Consider the following 14,457-nt stretch of genomic DNA (forward strand, 5'->3'; position numbering starts at 1 on the left):
ATGCGCCACATGATGGCCAAGAGCCTCGCCCCCACCGATTCGATCCGCGACTACATGGCCGCGCAGGAGAAGAAGTCACTGCTGCGCTTCCTCACCTGCGGCTCGGTCGACGACGGCAAGTCGACACTGATCGGCCGGCTGCTCTCCGACACCAAGCAGATATTCGAGGACCAGCTCGCCGCGCTCGAAAAGGATTCGCGCAAGCACGGCACCACCGGCGACGACATCGACTTCGCGCTGCTGGTCGACGGGCTGGAGGCTGAGCGCGAGCAAGGCATCACCATCGACGTCGCTTACCGCTTCTTCGCCACGCCGAAGCGCAAGTTCATCGTCGCCGACACGCCCGGTCATGAGCAGTACACGCGCAACATGGCGACCGGCGCCTCGACAGCCGATCTCGCGATCGTGCTGATCGACGCGCGCCAGGGCGTGCTTCGCCAGACCCGGCGTCACTCCATCATCGCCTCGCTGCTCGGCATCCGGCATATCGTGCTTGCGGTCAACAAGATCGACCTCGTCGGCTTCGACAAGACCGTGTTCGACCGGATCGTCGCCGACTACGGCGAATTCGCCAAGGAACTGGGCTTCATGAGCGTCGCGCCGATCCCGATGTCGGCGCGCTTTGGCGACAACGTCACCAGCCGCTCGGAGCGCACGCCCTGGTATTCCGGGCCGTCGCTGATCGAGCATCTGGAAACCGTGTCTGTCGACGAGGCCGCCGTCGAGCTGCCGTTTCGCTTCCCCGTCCAGTATGTGAACCGTCCGAACCTCGATTTCCGCGGCTTTGCCGGCACCATCGCCTCGGGCACCGTCTCTGAAGGAGACGAGGTCGTCGTCGCGAAATCCGGCAAGGCGTCCCGGGTCAAGCGCATCGTCGCGCAAGGCGGCGACCTCGAGCAGGCGGTCGCTGGCCAGGCGATCACGCTCGTCCTCGAGGACGAAGTGGAGGTATCGCGCGGCAACTTGCTGGTGTCGCCGGCCGCGCGTCCGCAGGTCGCCGACCAGTTCGCCGCCAACATCGTCTGGTTCGACGAGCAGGCGCTGCTGCCCGGCCGCTCCTACATCCTGCGCACCGAAACCGACCAGGTGAGCGCGACCGTCACCGACCTGAAATACCGGGTCAACGTCAACGATTTCGCGCACGAGGCGGCGAAGTCGCTCGACATCAACGAGGTCGGCGTCTGCAACCTGTCGACGCGCGCGCCGATCGCTTTCGATCCCTTCGCCGAGAACCGCACCACCGGCGCCTTCATCCTGATCGACCGCATCACCAACGCCACCGTCGGCGCCGGAATGATCCTGCATTCGCTGCGCCGTGCCGAAAACATCCACTGGCAGTCGCTCGACGTCGGCAAGCGCGGCCGCTCCGACCTGAAGAACCAGCGGCCGGCCGTGTTCTGGTTCACCGGGCTTTCCGGTTCAGGCAAGTCGACCATCGCCAATCTGTTCGAGAAGAAGCTGTTCGCGTCCGGCCGCCACACCTACATCCTCGACGGCGACAATGTCCGCCACGGCCTCAACCGCGATCTCGGCTTCACCGACGCCGACCGCGTGGAAAACATCCGCCGCGTCGCCGAGGTGGCCAAGCTGATGGCCGATGCCGGCTTGATCGTAATCGTCTCCTTCATCTCGCCCTTCAGCGCCGAACGGCGCATGGCGCGCGAGCTGATGGCCGAGGGCGAGTTCGTCGAGGTGTTCGTCGACACTCCGTTCGAGGAATGCGCCCGCCGCGATCCGAAAGGCCTCTACGCGCGCGCCTTGAGCGGCGAGATCAAGAATTTCACCGGCGTGGATTCTCCTTATGAAGCGCCGCAGAATCCGGAAATTCACTTGAAGACCCTCGGCAGGAGCCCGCAGGAAATGGCGGAAGCCTTGGAACACTGGCTGACCGAGCGCGACATTGCCGAGGAGCAGTATGACAATGGCGGCGGTATCTGACGAGGCGATGCTCGGCGTCTTCGAGCGCCTGGCGCTGGAAGCGGGGCGCGAGGTGATGCGCGTCTTCCATGAAGGCTGCGCCGTCGACAGCAAGGCCGATACTTCGCCGGTGACGGAAGCCGACCGCGAAAGCGAGAAGATCATCCTGGCCGGCCTGCGCGCCGCCTATCCGGACATCCCCTGCGTGGCCGAGGAGGAGGTCGCAGCGGGAATTGCAACGCCCGATCTCGACGGCGCCTTCTTCCTGATCGATCCGCTCGACGGCACCAAGGAATTCGTCAACCGCCGCACCGATTTCACCGTCAACATCGCGCTGATCCGCCATGGCGTTCCGGAAGTCGGCGTCGTTTTCGCGCCGTGCACGGGACGCTTTTTCTCCGGGCGACCGGGCAAGGCCGAGGCGCTGGAGGTCGATGCCGACTATCGCATCGCCGGCCGGCGGCCGATCACGGTGCGGGCAGGGGGCACGCCGCTCGCGGTCGTGGCAAGCCGCTCGCACAACACGCCGGAAACCGAGGAATTCATCCGCGATCTCGGCGCCGCCGAGATCGTCTCGATCGGCTCGTCATTGAAATTCTGCCTGCTCGCCGCGGCGGAAGCCGACGTCTATCCGCGCTTCGGCCGCACCATGGAATGGGACACGGCCGCCGGCGACGCAGTGCTGCGCGCCGCCGGTGGCATGACGCGGACACTAGACGGCGAGCCGCTGATCTACGGCAAGCGCAACCAGGCCAGCGACAGCGATTTCGCCAACCCGCATTTCATTGCGCGAGGGAAGAGCGCGTAGCCTCGCCGCTTGAGGGGGGAGGGCCGGCAGGTCAGAAGGGGATCGGCGCCCAGGTTTGCGTTTCGCTCCGGCGCGATTCGTCGCAAGCTGCGCCTGACGAGGAGGCCTTTCGCACCCTCACAAGAGGTCTGCGTTGCTGATCTTTGGCCCAGTCATCCACGGCGGTGCTGTGGGCACGTCCTCGATGACGCCAACCTTGCGGGCCCAAGTCGTAAAGGCCTTGTGCGCGGCCTCGACTGGTTTCCGACCGTCATAGGCCGAGTAGCACGCCTCGCAGGCCGCCGCGTGAAGCAGGCCGCGTCTCTCCACAGGCCATTCTTCCAAAAACTCAATGGCATCCATCACGCAGTCGATCTTTTGGATGTAGCCATTCTCCCCTACGAAAACTGACTGCTTGAAAGCATCACTTTCCATAGTGACCTCCCTTCAACAACTGACCCCGTTGGTCATTTCCGCAGATGCACCGCTAATATTCGAACACCTGCACGCCCGGCTGGGGACAAGAGAAAAGATTGGAAGCAGCTCTTTTCAGTTCAAGAGGAGCCTGCGAGACATCACCAGCAGCACCTGGATGCTACAGTGAGCATCGATAGCAGGCCCTGCTGTCCCGGTCACTAAGAGCGAACGACCAGCGGCACTAGGCCCTCGTGCCGCTCGCCGAGATAGCAGACGACCCGGTCGCCGACGCGCTGGAAATTGAGGTCGACCTTCGCCTCGCCCACGGTTAAGTGCCGGATGACGATGTTGTCGATGCCTATCGGCAACCGTGGGCGTTCGACATTGATCTCGCGCTTCCAACCATCGATGCGGATCCCCAGGCAGGCCTGCAGCATCATGAACGCGGAACCGGCCGACCATGCCTGCGGCAGACAGGCGACGGGATAGGCGATCGGCGCATCCCCGATCGCCCGTGTAAAGCCGCAGAACAGCTCCGGAAGCCGCATATTGAACCGGACCGCCGCCTCGAACATGCTGCTCATAAGCTTCACGACGCTGGTGCGCTCCTGGTAGCGGGCTAGGCCGGCGGCACAGATCGCCGTGTCATGCGGCCAGATCGAGCCGTTATGATAAGACATCGGATTGAACGGAATCTCATCGTCGGCCAAGGTGCGAACGCCCCAACCGCTGTGCAGATGCCCCGACAGCAACTGCTCGGCAATTGATTTCGCCCGTTCTGCCGAGGGCAGCCCTACATAGAGCAGGTGACCCGCGTTGGAGGCGCGCACCGCGCATTGCCTGCCTTCCCCATCGATTGCCAAAGCGTAGAAATTGCGGTCCGGCATCCAGAACCGGGCCTCCACTGCGCTGCGTATTTTTTCTGCCATGGCGCTCCAGTGCGCCGCCTTGGCGGCGTCTCCGCGTTTGGCTGCCAAGGCGGCCATGCCTTGATAGGCTGCGAAGACGTAGCCTTGCACCTCGACCAGTGCGATCGGACCGCGAGGTATTTTGCCGTCGGCATGGAAGATAGCGTCGGCGCTGTCCTTCCAGCCCTGGTTGAAGAGACCCGTGTCCGCCGCCCTATTATAGGTCACGAAACCGTCGCTGTTGCGGGCACCGACTTCCTCCATCCACCCGATTGCTGCGCACAGCGAATCCCACATGCGATCGACGAACTCGTCATCGCCCGTACGATCGGCGTAGGACCAAGCCAGGTAGACATAGAGCGGAGTGGTGTCGACGCCGCCATAATAGCGGCCGAACGGCAGCTCGCGCAGTATAGCCATTTCCCCTTTGCGCGTTTCATGCATGATCTTGCCGGGCTCGGCATCGTCGAACACAGAGGTCTCCGTCGATTGATAGCGGCCAAGGAACGCCAGCACGCCGCGGGCAAGCTCGGGGTTGAGCCACAGCATTTGCAAGGCGGAAATGACGCCGTCGCGGCCGAAGGCAGTCGAAAACCAGGGAATACCGGCATACGGATATGGCCCGGTCTCCAGATCGGTGGTCAGCAGGGCGATGTCGGCACGTGTGCGCGTGAGCCAGTCATTGAACACGCGGCCGGAGCTGAAAACAGTGGCGCCCTGTCGACGCTTTGAGCGCATTGCAAATCGCGCTCGCGCCGCGGCGGCGCGGAACCGATCACTGGACGGGATTTCTTCGTTCTGACCGACTTCCAGATACAGCGCCTTTCTGTCGTGCCTCCCCACCAGAATGAGAAACTCTGCATGATGGGGATGGATCTGGTCGGGCCTCATCGAAAACGCGATGACGGATTGGCGCGCCACATTATCGAGGCCCTCGTAGCAAAATGTCACGCCTGACTCGCCGACCAAGGCGTCATGTGCGCGACCGCGCCGGCTGCGCGTAGTGCCGCGCACCTCGAACATGTCACGGAAATCGGCATCGAAGTCGAACCGGACCGGCAGCAACACCTCACGCGCGGAGTAATTCGTGAAAGTGACTCGCTCGTACATGCGGTCGTGCCAGATGAATCTGGTCCGCTCGATGTGCACGACCCCAGGCAGCGTTTCACTGCCGTCGGGCCCGATGGTAGCCAAATTTGTGAGATTGGCGGTGAATAGGATGTTGTCCTGCGACAGCGACGCTCCGAGCAGCGACGGCATGCGGCCGCCTATGAACAGCCGGAAACGCGACAGCACTCGCGTATCGTCGCGGAAAAGCCCGTCGCCGCTGCCGCGTATGTCGCCATAGCTGTCCGCGACGACGAAGCAGTCCTCATGCTTCAGCGCAAATTGCCTATGCGGCTCGCGCGGGGCCGATTCATCGAGTGCGGGGAGAGCGACCGCTGGATTAAGCTTGCGTTCTTCGACTTCGATGCTCATCTCATCCCTCCTGTTCAGACGGCCGATGCAGGCGCTCATCGCATATGCCTGCGCCCGACCATCTCCTATCAACAGTATCTCGCATCAATGCTGCGATGCCCATGATCCCGAGAGCGTCATTGAAATCTTGGCGGATATTCGGCGAAGCTTCCGCTGTTCGAGTCCGATCGAATGCGGCGGGAACCCGGCGATTCTAACCGCCAACTCGTCTCAAGCGGTGCTGTTAAAAAGTGCTGGCTATTTCAGCCGCGTTTTCGGCGAACCCGTTTCGCGAGCCGAGTGGAAATTGCTCGTCGCGCGCCAGCAGGCGGTAGATCCCCAAATAGTCGCTGCACATGCGCCCGACCGTGAATCGCCTTTCAAAAGTTTTCCGCACACGTGCGCGATCGAGACTGCCTATCCGCCGCACAGCTTCGACGGCTTCGTCAATGCTTTCCACTATCAGTCCGGACACGCCATGATCGATGACCTCCGGAACGGCTCCGCGGTTGAACGCAACCACCGGGGTACCGCAGGCCATCGCCTCGATCGTCACGAGGCCGAACGGCTCCGGCCAATCGATCGGAAACAGCAGCGCCGTCGCATTGCCCAAAAATTCCGCCTTCGCACGCTCATCAATTTCGCCGATGAACTCGACATTCGAATGCCGAAGCACCTGTGGTTCGACCCTGTCGCTCCAAAATGATTGGTCCACTGCGTCGATTTTGGCTGCGATCTTCAGCGGCATTCCGGCGCGCGCGGCGATTTCTATCGCGGCTTCCGGGCCTTTTTCGGGTGAGATGCGACCGAGGAACGCGAGGTATCCAGAGGCTTTCGGCCGGAATGGGAGGATGTCGTTCGGCAGGCCGTGATAGACCGTTCCAAGCCAGTTGACCGGCGGCATGGGCCGGCGCTGGTCATCCGAGATCGAGACCAGTGGAATGTCGTTGAACATCGCGTAAAGTTGCGCCAGGTCCGGAAGGTCGAGCCGGCCATGAAGCGTGGTAACGGTTCGCTGCGCGAACTCTCGAATTATCGGGAAATGGAGAACGTCGACGTGGAAATGCAGCACGTCGAATTCATTCGCCCGTCTGCGAACCTCTTCAAGCATCATGACGTGGTAAGGAATGGGATTCTGTGCTTTCTGATTCAGGCGTAGCGCAACGTCGCAACATGCCACCAGTTCGGCCGACGTACGTGAATCGCCGCTGGCGAACAAAGTCACGTCATGGCCCCTTCGAACCAACTCTTCCGTTAAATAGGAAACGATGCGCTCGGTCCCGCCATAGAACTTGGGTGGCACGGACTCAGTCAGGGGTGCGATCTGGGCAATCTTCATGTGCAGGGCATCCTGGAACGAAAGTCGGCCTTCAACGAACCGGGGACGGCAGCGGGCACTCCTTCTCCCGGTTCGCCGTTCTCGCGAACTTTCGGACTGCTAATTTGTTCCCGGCATCAATCACTTCGCCGTGGCATCGTATGCAAAAGTGAAAGGGCGGAATGTAAACTGCCAGACGGGCAAGCCCGTTGGCGAACATGGCGGCGATCGAGGCGCCGGTCAGGCTGACAAAGAAAGACCGCAGAGCATGTACGCTGCGGCTGATGCAGTGCGGCCGCATTCAGGCTTGGCCTGGCTGTGAGTCCTATGCGATGGCGACCCTCTGTCGTCTTGAGCGACACTGAGGGAGATCAGGCCGCCGCTACATGCGCCGAGTTCGAGCCGATGTAATTCCTGATCGTCTCGATAATCCGGTCCTGGTCGGCTTCGCTCAAATAGGCATGCATCGGCAGACAGAGGATCTGCTTCGGCAATTGCTCCGAGACCGCAAGGCCGGTCGGTGTCCGCGGATAGTGCTTGTAGGCGACCTGCTCGTGCAGCGGCTTCACATAATAGATCACCGACGGGATGCCCTTTTCGCCGAGATGGGCCTTGAGCCCGTCGCGCTTCGGCGTCTCGATGGCGTACTGCGCCCAGGCCGAGCGGCCGTGGCCGAGATTGCGTGAGGCCTTGACGATGTCGCCAAGGCCCTTGGCATAGCGGTCCGCGACCACCTGCCTGGCCACCATCTCATCCTCGAGGATGGCGAGCTTTTCGATCAGGATCGCCGCCTGCAGCGTGTCGAGGCGCGAATTGATGCCGACGCGGACATTGTCATATTGCGTCTCGCCCTTGCCGTGGAAGGCGAAGGAACGCAGCTTGTCGGCCAGCGCAGCATCGTTGGTGAACATCGCGCCGCCATCGCCGTAGCAGCCAAGCGGCTTCGCCGGATAAAAGCTGGTCGAGCCGACATGGCCGAAGGCGCCGCACATGGTGCCGCCGGCGGAACCGCCCATCGACTGCGCGGCGTCCTCGATCACCAACAGGTTCTCGCGCTTGGCGATCGCCATGATCGCCTCGTAGTTCGCGGAGAGCCCGAACAGGTCGACCGGGATGATCGCCTTCGGCTTCAGCCTACCTTCCTTCTTGATCATCTCGATCGCCGCCTCGAGGCTGGCGATGTCGATGTTATAGGTGTCGCGGTCGACGTCGACGAAGACCGGCTCGGCCTTGGCGAGCGCCACCACCTCGGCGGTGGCTGCGAAGGTGAAGCTCGGCACGAACACGGCATCGCCCGGGCCGATGCCGGCGGCAAACAGCGGCAGGAGCAGCGCGTCGGTGCCGTTGGCGCAGGCGACCACATGCTTGACGCCGATATAGGCGGCGAGCTTGTTCTCGAATTCCGTGACCTGCGGCCCGAGGATATAACGGCCGTCCTCGACGACGTGGTCGATCGCGGCCTTCAGCCGGTCGCGGATACGTTCGCGCTGCGCGCCAAGATCGATGAACTGCATGTCGCCCTCGAAACTGCCTGTAAAACCGGCCCGCTGGTAACAGACTTGAACCGGCTGAGAAAGCCGGTGGCGACCGGCGCAAATTGCTCAGGTGTGGCAGCCTGTTACCGATTTTGCCGGCGCAATGCCTGAAAAAGCCGGAAATCCGAGCTTTGAGAGGCGTTTTCCGGCCCCTCTTGTCGCGTCGTTCCGCCGGTGGGAAACATAAAGTGATCGGCCGCGAAGGGCGGTTTCGCGTCCGCTCCCACGCTGGATCAGGCGATTTCGTGCCGCCAGGGCGGGTTGGCGCCGGCCCTCGAAACCGTTACCGCCGCCGCCTTGGCGCCGAGCTCCAGCGCCTTGCGGATCGCATCTTCCGGCAGGTCGCCGATCGCCGCCTTGGTGAGCAGGCCCTGCTCGTGCAGGGAGGCCAGAATGCCGGCGTTGAAGGTGTCGCCTGCGCCGACCGTGTCGATGACCTTCACTTTCTGCGGCATGACGGTGACCTTGTGCGCCTTGCTGTAGCCGACGGCGCCTTCGCTGCCATGGGTGACGACGATCAGCTTCGGCCCGCGCTCCAGCCAGTTGCGCACCACATCCTCATGCGAGCCGGCCTCGTCGAACCATTTGAGATCCTCGTCGGACAGTTTGACGATGTCGGCCATCGCCATCATCTCGCGGATACGCCTCAGATGCTTCGCCTTGTCGGGGATGAAATTCGGCCGGATGTTGGGGTCGAGCATCATCACCCGACTCCGGTGCTCGCGCCGCATGAATTCCTCATAGGCCGATCCCGCCGGCTCGGAGATCAGGCTGATGGCGCCGAACAGCATCGCCTCGATCTCGGGCCCGAGCTTCGGCAGGTCCTCGATGGTCAGCATGCGCCCGGCGGTGTTCTCGTCATAAAAGGTGTAGGTCGCCTGGCCGTTGGTGAGCCGCACGAAGGCGAGTGTCGTCGGACGCGGCGAGGTGTGCGCATAGGTGGAGCTCACCTTGCTTGCGCCGAGCGCCTCGCGGAACTGGCCGCCGAACAGGTCGGAGGAGAGGCCGGAGAAGAAGCCGGCCGGAGCGCCGAGCCGGCCGAGCGCGATCGCCGAGTTGAACACCGCGCCGCCGACATAGGGCGCGAAGGCCGCTTCGCCTTGCGTCGTGGTGCGCGGCAGCATGTCGATCAGGGCTTCGCCACAGCAAAGGATCATGTCGTCTTGGTCTCCGGCGGATGGATCACGCCCTTGCGAATGATGATGTTGGCAAAGAGCCTGGGTTCGCTGGTCGCAACGATGGCGTGCGCCGCCTTGACGCGTGCATAGAAGTCGGGCCCGGCCAGAGCAACCACCTTGTGGCCCGGCGCACGCCTGGCGCAAACCGATTCCATCTCATGATGCACGGCGTCGGCCAGCGCCGGGTCGCCCTTCACCGAGGCACGAAACAATGCCTCCGGCACAGCCTCGTCCACCGGCAGCACACTAAGCACGGCGTCGAGGACGGCTATGACGTGGTGGCCGTCGGCGCGAATCAGCCGCCGTGCCTGTTCCTCGGCCGGATAATTGCCATCGACGATCGCGATCTCGTCGCCATGGCCCATTGCCCTGAGCGTCGCCAGGAACTGGGGCCCGAGCAGCGACGGGATGCCGATCAGCATGTCAGGCGCCTCCGGACGTGTGAGGCCCGATCAGGAAGCGCTCGGAGAGCGGCAGGCTGGCGCCGCCCATGGCGCGTGCGTGAATGCCGACCGTTCCCTCGCGCACGACAGGCAGTTTCAGTCCTTCGGCATCGACACGGGCGATCGCTTCCGTAACGGCATCGACCAGCCGGCGCCGCACATCGAGCGGCATCCAGCCGTCGATAACCGCCGCTTCGAAATCGATGACCGACGAGGCAGCGACAATGGCATAGGCCAGCGCCCGCGATGCGCTGGCGATCCACTCGTCGAGATCGGCGCCGATCTCGCCCCATTCCTGCGGCGAGGTCCACAGATAGGAGCCGTCGATGCCCTTGGCCGAGAGCGCCTTTTCCAGCATCGCGATCGAGGCGACGTCGATGAGCTGCGTCGGCTTGCCGTCCGGCCCGGGCACCGGCATCGAGCCCAGCGCGCCGGCGTTGCCGTTCGGCCCGCTGTAGAGGCGGCCATTGAGCACGATGCCGCCGCCGGCGAAGGCGCCGATGTAGAAATAGACGAAATCGCGCGCTGCGCCCGCTCGTCCGAAGACGAGCTCCGCGCCGCAAGCCGAAGTCGCGTCGTTCTGCAGATAAACCGGGAACTCGCACTGCCCCTGGATGTCGGCGCGGATGTCGCGATGGCGCCATTCGTCCATGATCTCGCGCGGCGCGCCGGCCGTGTCTGCCCAGTTCCATAGCTCGAACGGCATGGCGATGCCGAGCCCGGCAATGCGCTTGTCCTGCGCCGGCGTCAGTTCGCCGCGCATCGTCTTGATGCCGGCGGTGACGAATTCGACGGTCTCGCGCGGTGCGGGATAGCGGTAGGAATGCTGCAGCATGGCGCGCACATTGCCGAGGAAGTCGATCAGCACGAGCTCGGCCGAGCGCCTGCCGATCTTGAGGCCGATGAAAAAAGCGCCTTCCGGATTGAGCGCCATCGGAATCGAAGGCTGGCCGATCTTGCCGCGCAGCGGCGCCTGGCGCACAAGCAGCTTGTCTTCCTCGAGCTCGCGCATGATCACCGACACCGTCTGGGCCGACAGCCCGGTCATGCGCGCAATGTCGGATTTGGCCAGGCTGCCATGCTGGCGCACCAGGGACAGCACGAGCCGTTCATTATGGTCGCGCATGCCGCTCTGGTTGGTGCCGCGGTGCAGCCGGCTCTCCAAAGCCTCGGGCGAACCGTGCCTCGCAATGCCGGTCTCCACCCTGTTTCCTCCCGTCTGTTTCCCCTCGATGCTTTTCGTTCAGAATGGGTGAACAGCGCAAGGCTGTCAATAATAAATAAGAGTGATTTAATTATTGACAGCCGTTGCGGACTGGTGTCTTTTGATCTGGCGTCCACGCTGGGAGAAATGGTTGGATGCGTTTGAGGCGCCGGGTTGGCCGGCGTCCGGAATGGTTCCACTGGGAGGAAATCGTGACCAAGAAATCGCTGCTGAAATCCACCGTATTCGCGGCGGCCGGGCTGGGCCTGCTCGCGTTCGCCTCGTCCGCGTCGGCCGCGGGCGTCGGCGCCTGCCTCATCACCAAGACCGACACCAATCCCTTCTTCGTCAAGATGAAGGAGGGTGCGACCGCCAAGGCCAAGGAACTCGGCGTTGACCTCAAGACCTATGCCGGCAAGATCGACGGCGACAGCGAGAGCCAGGTCGCGGCGATCGAAAGCTGCATCGCCGACGGCGCCAAGGGTATCCTGATCACGGCTTCCGATACCAAGGGCATCGTGCCGACGGTGAAGAAGGCGCGTGACGCCGGCCTGCTGGTGATCGCTCTCGACACGCCGCTCGATCCGATCGACGCCGCCGACGCCACTTTCGCAACGGACAATCTCGAAGCCGGCAAGCTGATCGGCGCCTGGGCGGCCGCTACGCTTGGCGACAAGGCCAAGGACGCCAAGATCGGCTTCCTCGACCTGACCCCCTCGCAGCCGACCGTCGACGTCCTGCGCGACCAGGGCTTCATGATGGGCTACGGCATCGACGTGAAGGACCCCAACAAGATCGGAGACGAAACCGATCCGCGCATCGTCGGCCATGACGTGACGAACGGCAACGAAGAGGGCGGCCGCAAGGCGATGGAGAACCTTCTGCAGAAGGACAACACCATCAACGTCATCCACACCATCAACGAGCCGGCCGCTGTCGGCGCCTATCAGGCGCTCAAGGCCGTCGGCCTCGAGAAGCAGGTGCTGATCGTCTCGGTCGACGGTGGCTGCCCGGGCGTGAAGTCGGTCACCGAAGGCGTCATCGGCGCCACCTCGCAGCAATATCCGCTGCAGATGGCGGCGCTCGGCATCGAGGCGATCGCCGCCTTCGCCAAGGACGGCACCAAGCCCAAGCCGACCGAAGGCAAGAACTTCTTCGACACTGGCGTCAACCTTGTCACCGACAAGCCGGCCAATGGCGTCAAGTCGATCGACACCAAGGAAGGCCTGGCCAAGTGCTGGGGCTGATGCTCTGAGAGGTCCACGAACCGTGCGGCTGGGGGCTTGATCCCCGGCCGCATCGGGTGGACGATGCGCTTTCGTCAAAGCGCGACAATCCTGGCGACAAGACCGGAATAGGCGTCGACGGCGTGTGCGGCAATGAGAGGCCGTATGCAGACGGGAGGACATATGTCTCAGATACAGGAATTCGAGAAAGTACTTACGGGAAGCGACACCAGCGTCGCCGCCTTCGACGAGCACAAATCGGCCGTCAAGCGCGCCCAGCACTTCCTGCACTCAACGCCGGCGGCGGTGCCGCTGATCGTGCTGGTTCTGTCGGTCATCATCTTCGGCATCGCCATCGGCGGACGTTTCTTTTCGTCCTACACTCTGACGCTGATCCTGCAGCAGATCGCCATCGTCGGCATCCTCGGTGCCGCGCAGACATTGGTCATCCTGACCGCGGGCATCGATCTCTCGATCGGCGTCATCATGGTGATTTCGGCGGTGATCATGGGCAATTGCGCGGTGACCTATGGCATGCCGGCCATTCTCGCCGTGGCGATTGGACTTGCCGCCGGCGGCGCCTGCGGACTGCTCAATGGCCTCCTGGTCGCCTACATGAAGCTGCCGCCCTTCATCGTCACGCTCGGCACCTGGAACATCGTCATGGCCACGAATTTCATCTATTCGGCCAATGAGACGATCCGCGACACCGATGTCGACGTCCAGGCGCCGCTGCTGCACCTGTTCGCGGTGAGCTTCAGGGTCGGCTCTGCCGTGCTGACGCTTGGCGTCATTGCCATGGTCCTGCTGGTGATCCTCCTGTGGTACGTGCTCAACCACACCGCATGGGGCCGCCATGTCTACGCCGTCGGCGACGATCAGGAGGCTGCGAAACTGTCGGGCATTCAGACCAAGAAAGTGCTGATGACGGTCTATGCCCTTGCCGGGCTGATCGCCGCTTTCGCGGCTTGGGTCTCGATCGGCCGCAACGGCTCGGTCTCGCCGTCGGCCGCTGTCACCGACTACAATCTGCAGGCCATCACCGCGACGGTGATCGGCGGCATCTCGCTGTTCGGCGGGCGCGGCTCGATCCTCGGCACGCTGTTCGGCGCCATGATCGTCGGCGTCGTCTCGATGGGCCTCAACATGCTGGGCGCCGATCCGCAATGGAAGGTGCTGCTCACCGGCGTGCTGATCATCGGCGCCGTGGCGATCGATCAATGGATCAGAAAGGTTTCGGCATAGTCATGACCCAGGAGCCCATTCTCACAGCGCGCGGCCTGATCAAGCGCTATGGCCGCGTTACCGCCCTCGACAATGCCGATTTCGACCTCTATCCGGGCGAAATCCTCGCCGTCATCGGTGACAACGGCGCGGGCAAATCATCGCTGATCAAGGCGATCTCCGGCGCGGCCGTGCCCGACGAAGGCGAAATCCGGCTTGAGGGCAAGCCAGTTGCCTTCAAGTCGCCGATGGAGGCCCGGGAAGCCGGCATCGAAACCGTCTACCAGAACCTCGCCCTGTCGCCGGCGCTGTCGATCGCCGACAACATGTTTCTCGGTCGCGAGATCCGCAAGCCAGGTCCGCTTGGCAGCTGGCTGCGCATGCTCGACCGTCCGGCGATGGAGAAGCGTGCTCGCGACAAGCTCACGGAGCTCGGCCTGATGACCATCCAGAACATCAGCCAGGCGGTGGAAACGCTTTCGGGCGGCCAGCGCCAGGGCGTGGCGGTGGCGCGTGCTGCCGCTTTCGGCTCGAAAGTGGTGATCATGGACGAGCCGACGGCCGCCCTTGGCGTGAAGGAAAGCCGCCGCGTGCTTGAGCTGATCCTGGACGTCAAGAAGCGCGGCCTGCCGATCGTTTTGATCTCGCACAACATGCCGCATGTCTTCGAGGTGGCGGACCGCATCCACATCCACCGGCTTGGAAGGCGTCTCTGCGTCGTCGATCCTAAGCAGATTTCCATGTCGGATGCGGTGGCGCTGATGACCGGCGCCAAGAAGCCGCCGGAGGACGCGCTGGCGGCTTGATCCCCACGACATGTCCCTGTTGCCGCAGGCGGGCTG

At 63.2% G+C, this 14,457-nt stretch carries 12 protein-coding genes; 5 read left to right on the forward strand and 7 right to left on the reverse strand.

Annotated features, from left to right (window positions below; genetic code table 11):
* Together cysN and cysQ are read left to right on the forward strand one after the other, a co-directional pair.
* The gene (cysN, locus tag LB526_RS17010) at window positions 1–1,938 is read left to right on the forward strand and encodes a sulfate adenylyltransferase subunit CysN (RefSeq protein ID WP_224545719.1); all 1,938 of its coding nucleotides are present in this window, start codon (window positions 1–3) and stop codon (window positions 1,936–1,938) included.
* Between the two features lie 7 nt (window positions 1,939–1,945).
* Entirely contained in the window at window positions 1,946–2,725 is a 780-nt protein-coding gene (cysQ, locus tag LB526_RS17015; RefSeq protein ID WP_224628861.1) for a 3'(2'),5'-bisphosphate nucleotidase CysQ, read from the forward strand.
* Between the two features lie 117 nt (window positions 2,726–2,842).
* On the opposite strand, the gene LB526_RS17020 is transcribed toward cysQ, so the two are convergent.
* The 7 genes from LB526_RS17020 to LB526_RS17050 all read right to left on the reverse strand — a co-directional run bounded on the left by LB526_RS17020 (window position 2,843) and on the right by LB526_RS17050 (window position 11,165).
* The gene (locus LB526_RS17020) at window positions 2,843–3,139 is read right to left on the reverse strand and encodes a DUF982 domain-containing protein (RefSeq protein WP_140846230.1); all 297 of its coding nucleotides are present in this window, start codon (window positions 3,137–3,139) and stop codon (window positions 2,843–2,845) included.
* A 200-nt stretch (window positions 3,140–3,339) separates the two neighbouring features.
* A complete protein-coding gene (locus LB526_RS17025) occupies window positions 3,340–5,508 on the reverse strand; it encodes an amylo-alpha-1,6-glucosidase (RefSeq protein ID WP_224628665.1) in 2,169 nt (722 codons plus the stop codon).
* Window positions 5,509–5,731: 223 nt separating this feature from the next.
* Entirely contained in the window at window positions 5,732–6,826 is a 1,095-nt protein-coding gene (locus LB526_RS17030; RefSeq protein ID WP_224628667.1) for a glycosyltransferase family 4 protein, read from the reverse strand.
* 350 nt (window positions 6,827–7,176) lie between these two features.
* Complete coding sequence (locus LB526_RS17035) at window positions 7,177–8,319, reverse strand: DegT/DnrJ/EryC1/StrS family aminotransferase (RefSeq protein WP_224628670.1); 1,143 nt, start codon at window positions 8,317–8,319, stop codon at window positions 7,177–7,179.
* 254 nt (window positions 8,320–8,573) lie between these two features.
* Window positions 8,574–9,497, reverse strand: coding sequence for a carbohydrate kinase family protein (locus LB526_RS17040; protein WP_224530021.1), 924 nt, complete (start codon window positions 9,495–9,497; stop codon window positions 8,574–8,576).
* Window positions 9,494–9,940 (reverse strand): RbsD/FucU family protein, encoded by a 447-nt coding sequence (locus LB526_RS17045; RefSeq protein WP_095766828.1) that lies wholly within the window; start codon window positions 9,938–9,940, stop codon window positions 9,494–9,496. Before LB526_RS17045 ends, LB526_RS17040 begins: the two co-directional genes overlap by 4 nt.
* Window position 9,941: 1 nt before the next feature.
* The gene (locus LB526_RS17050; RefSeq protein WP_140845712.1) at window positions 9,942–11,165 is read right to left on the reverse strand and encodes an ROK family transcriptional regulator; all 1,224 of its coding nucleotides are present in this window, start codon (window positions 11,163–11,165) and stop codon (window positions 9,942–9,944) included.
* 212 nt (window positions 11,166–11,377) lie between these two features.
* On the opposite strand from LB526_RS17050, the gene LB526_RS17055 reads away from it, so the two are divergent.
* The 3 genes from LB526_RS17055 (at window position 11,378) to LB526_RS17065 (ending at window position 14,421) form a co-directional block, all read left to right on the forward strand.
* On the forward strand, window positions 11,378–12,412 hold the full coding sequence (locus LB526_RS17055) for a sugar ABC transporter substrate-binding protein (protein ID WP_095767162.1): 1,035 nt from the start codon (window positions 11,378–11,380) through the stop codon (window positions 12,410–12,412).
* A gap of 162 nt (window positions 12,413–12,574) precedes the next feature.
* The gene (locus LB526_RS17060) at window positions 12,575–13,636 is read left to right on the forward strand and encodes an ABC transporter permease (RefSeq protein WP_140541596.1); all 1,062 of its coding nucleotides are present in this window, start codon (window positions 12,575–12,577) and stop codon (window positions 13,634–13,636) included.
* Between the two features lie 2 nt (window positions 13,637–13,638).
* The gene (locus tag LB526_RS17065; protein ID WP_176477005.1) at window positions 13,639–14,421 is read left to right on the forward strand and encodes an ATP-binding cassette domain-containing protein; all 783 of its coding nucleotides are present in this window, start codon (window positions 13,639–13,641) and stop codon (window positions 14,419–14,421) included.
* Window positions 14,422–14,457 lie beyond the last annotated feature (36 nt).

The organism is Mesorhizobium sp. CA6, from assembly GCF_020165035.1.
Lineage (GTDB): Bacteria > Pseudomonadota > Alphaproteobacteria > Rhizobiales > Rhizobiaceae > Mesorhizobium.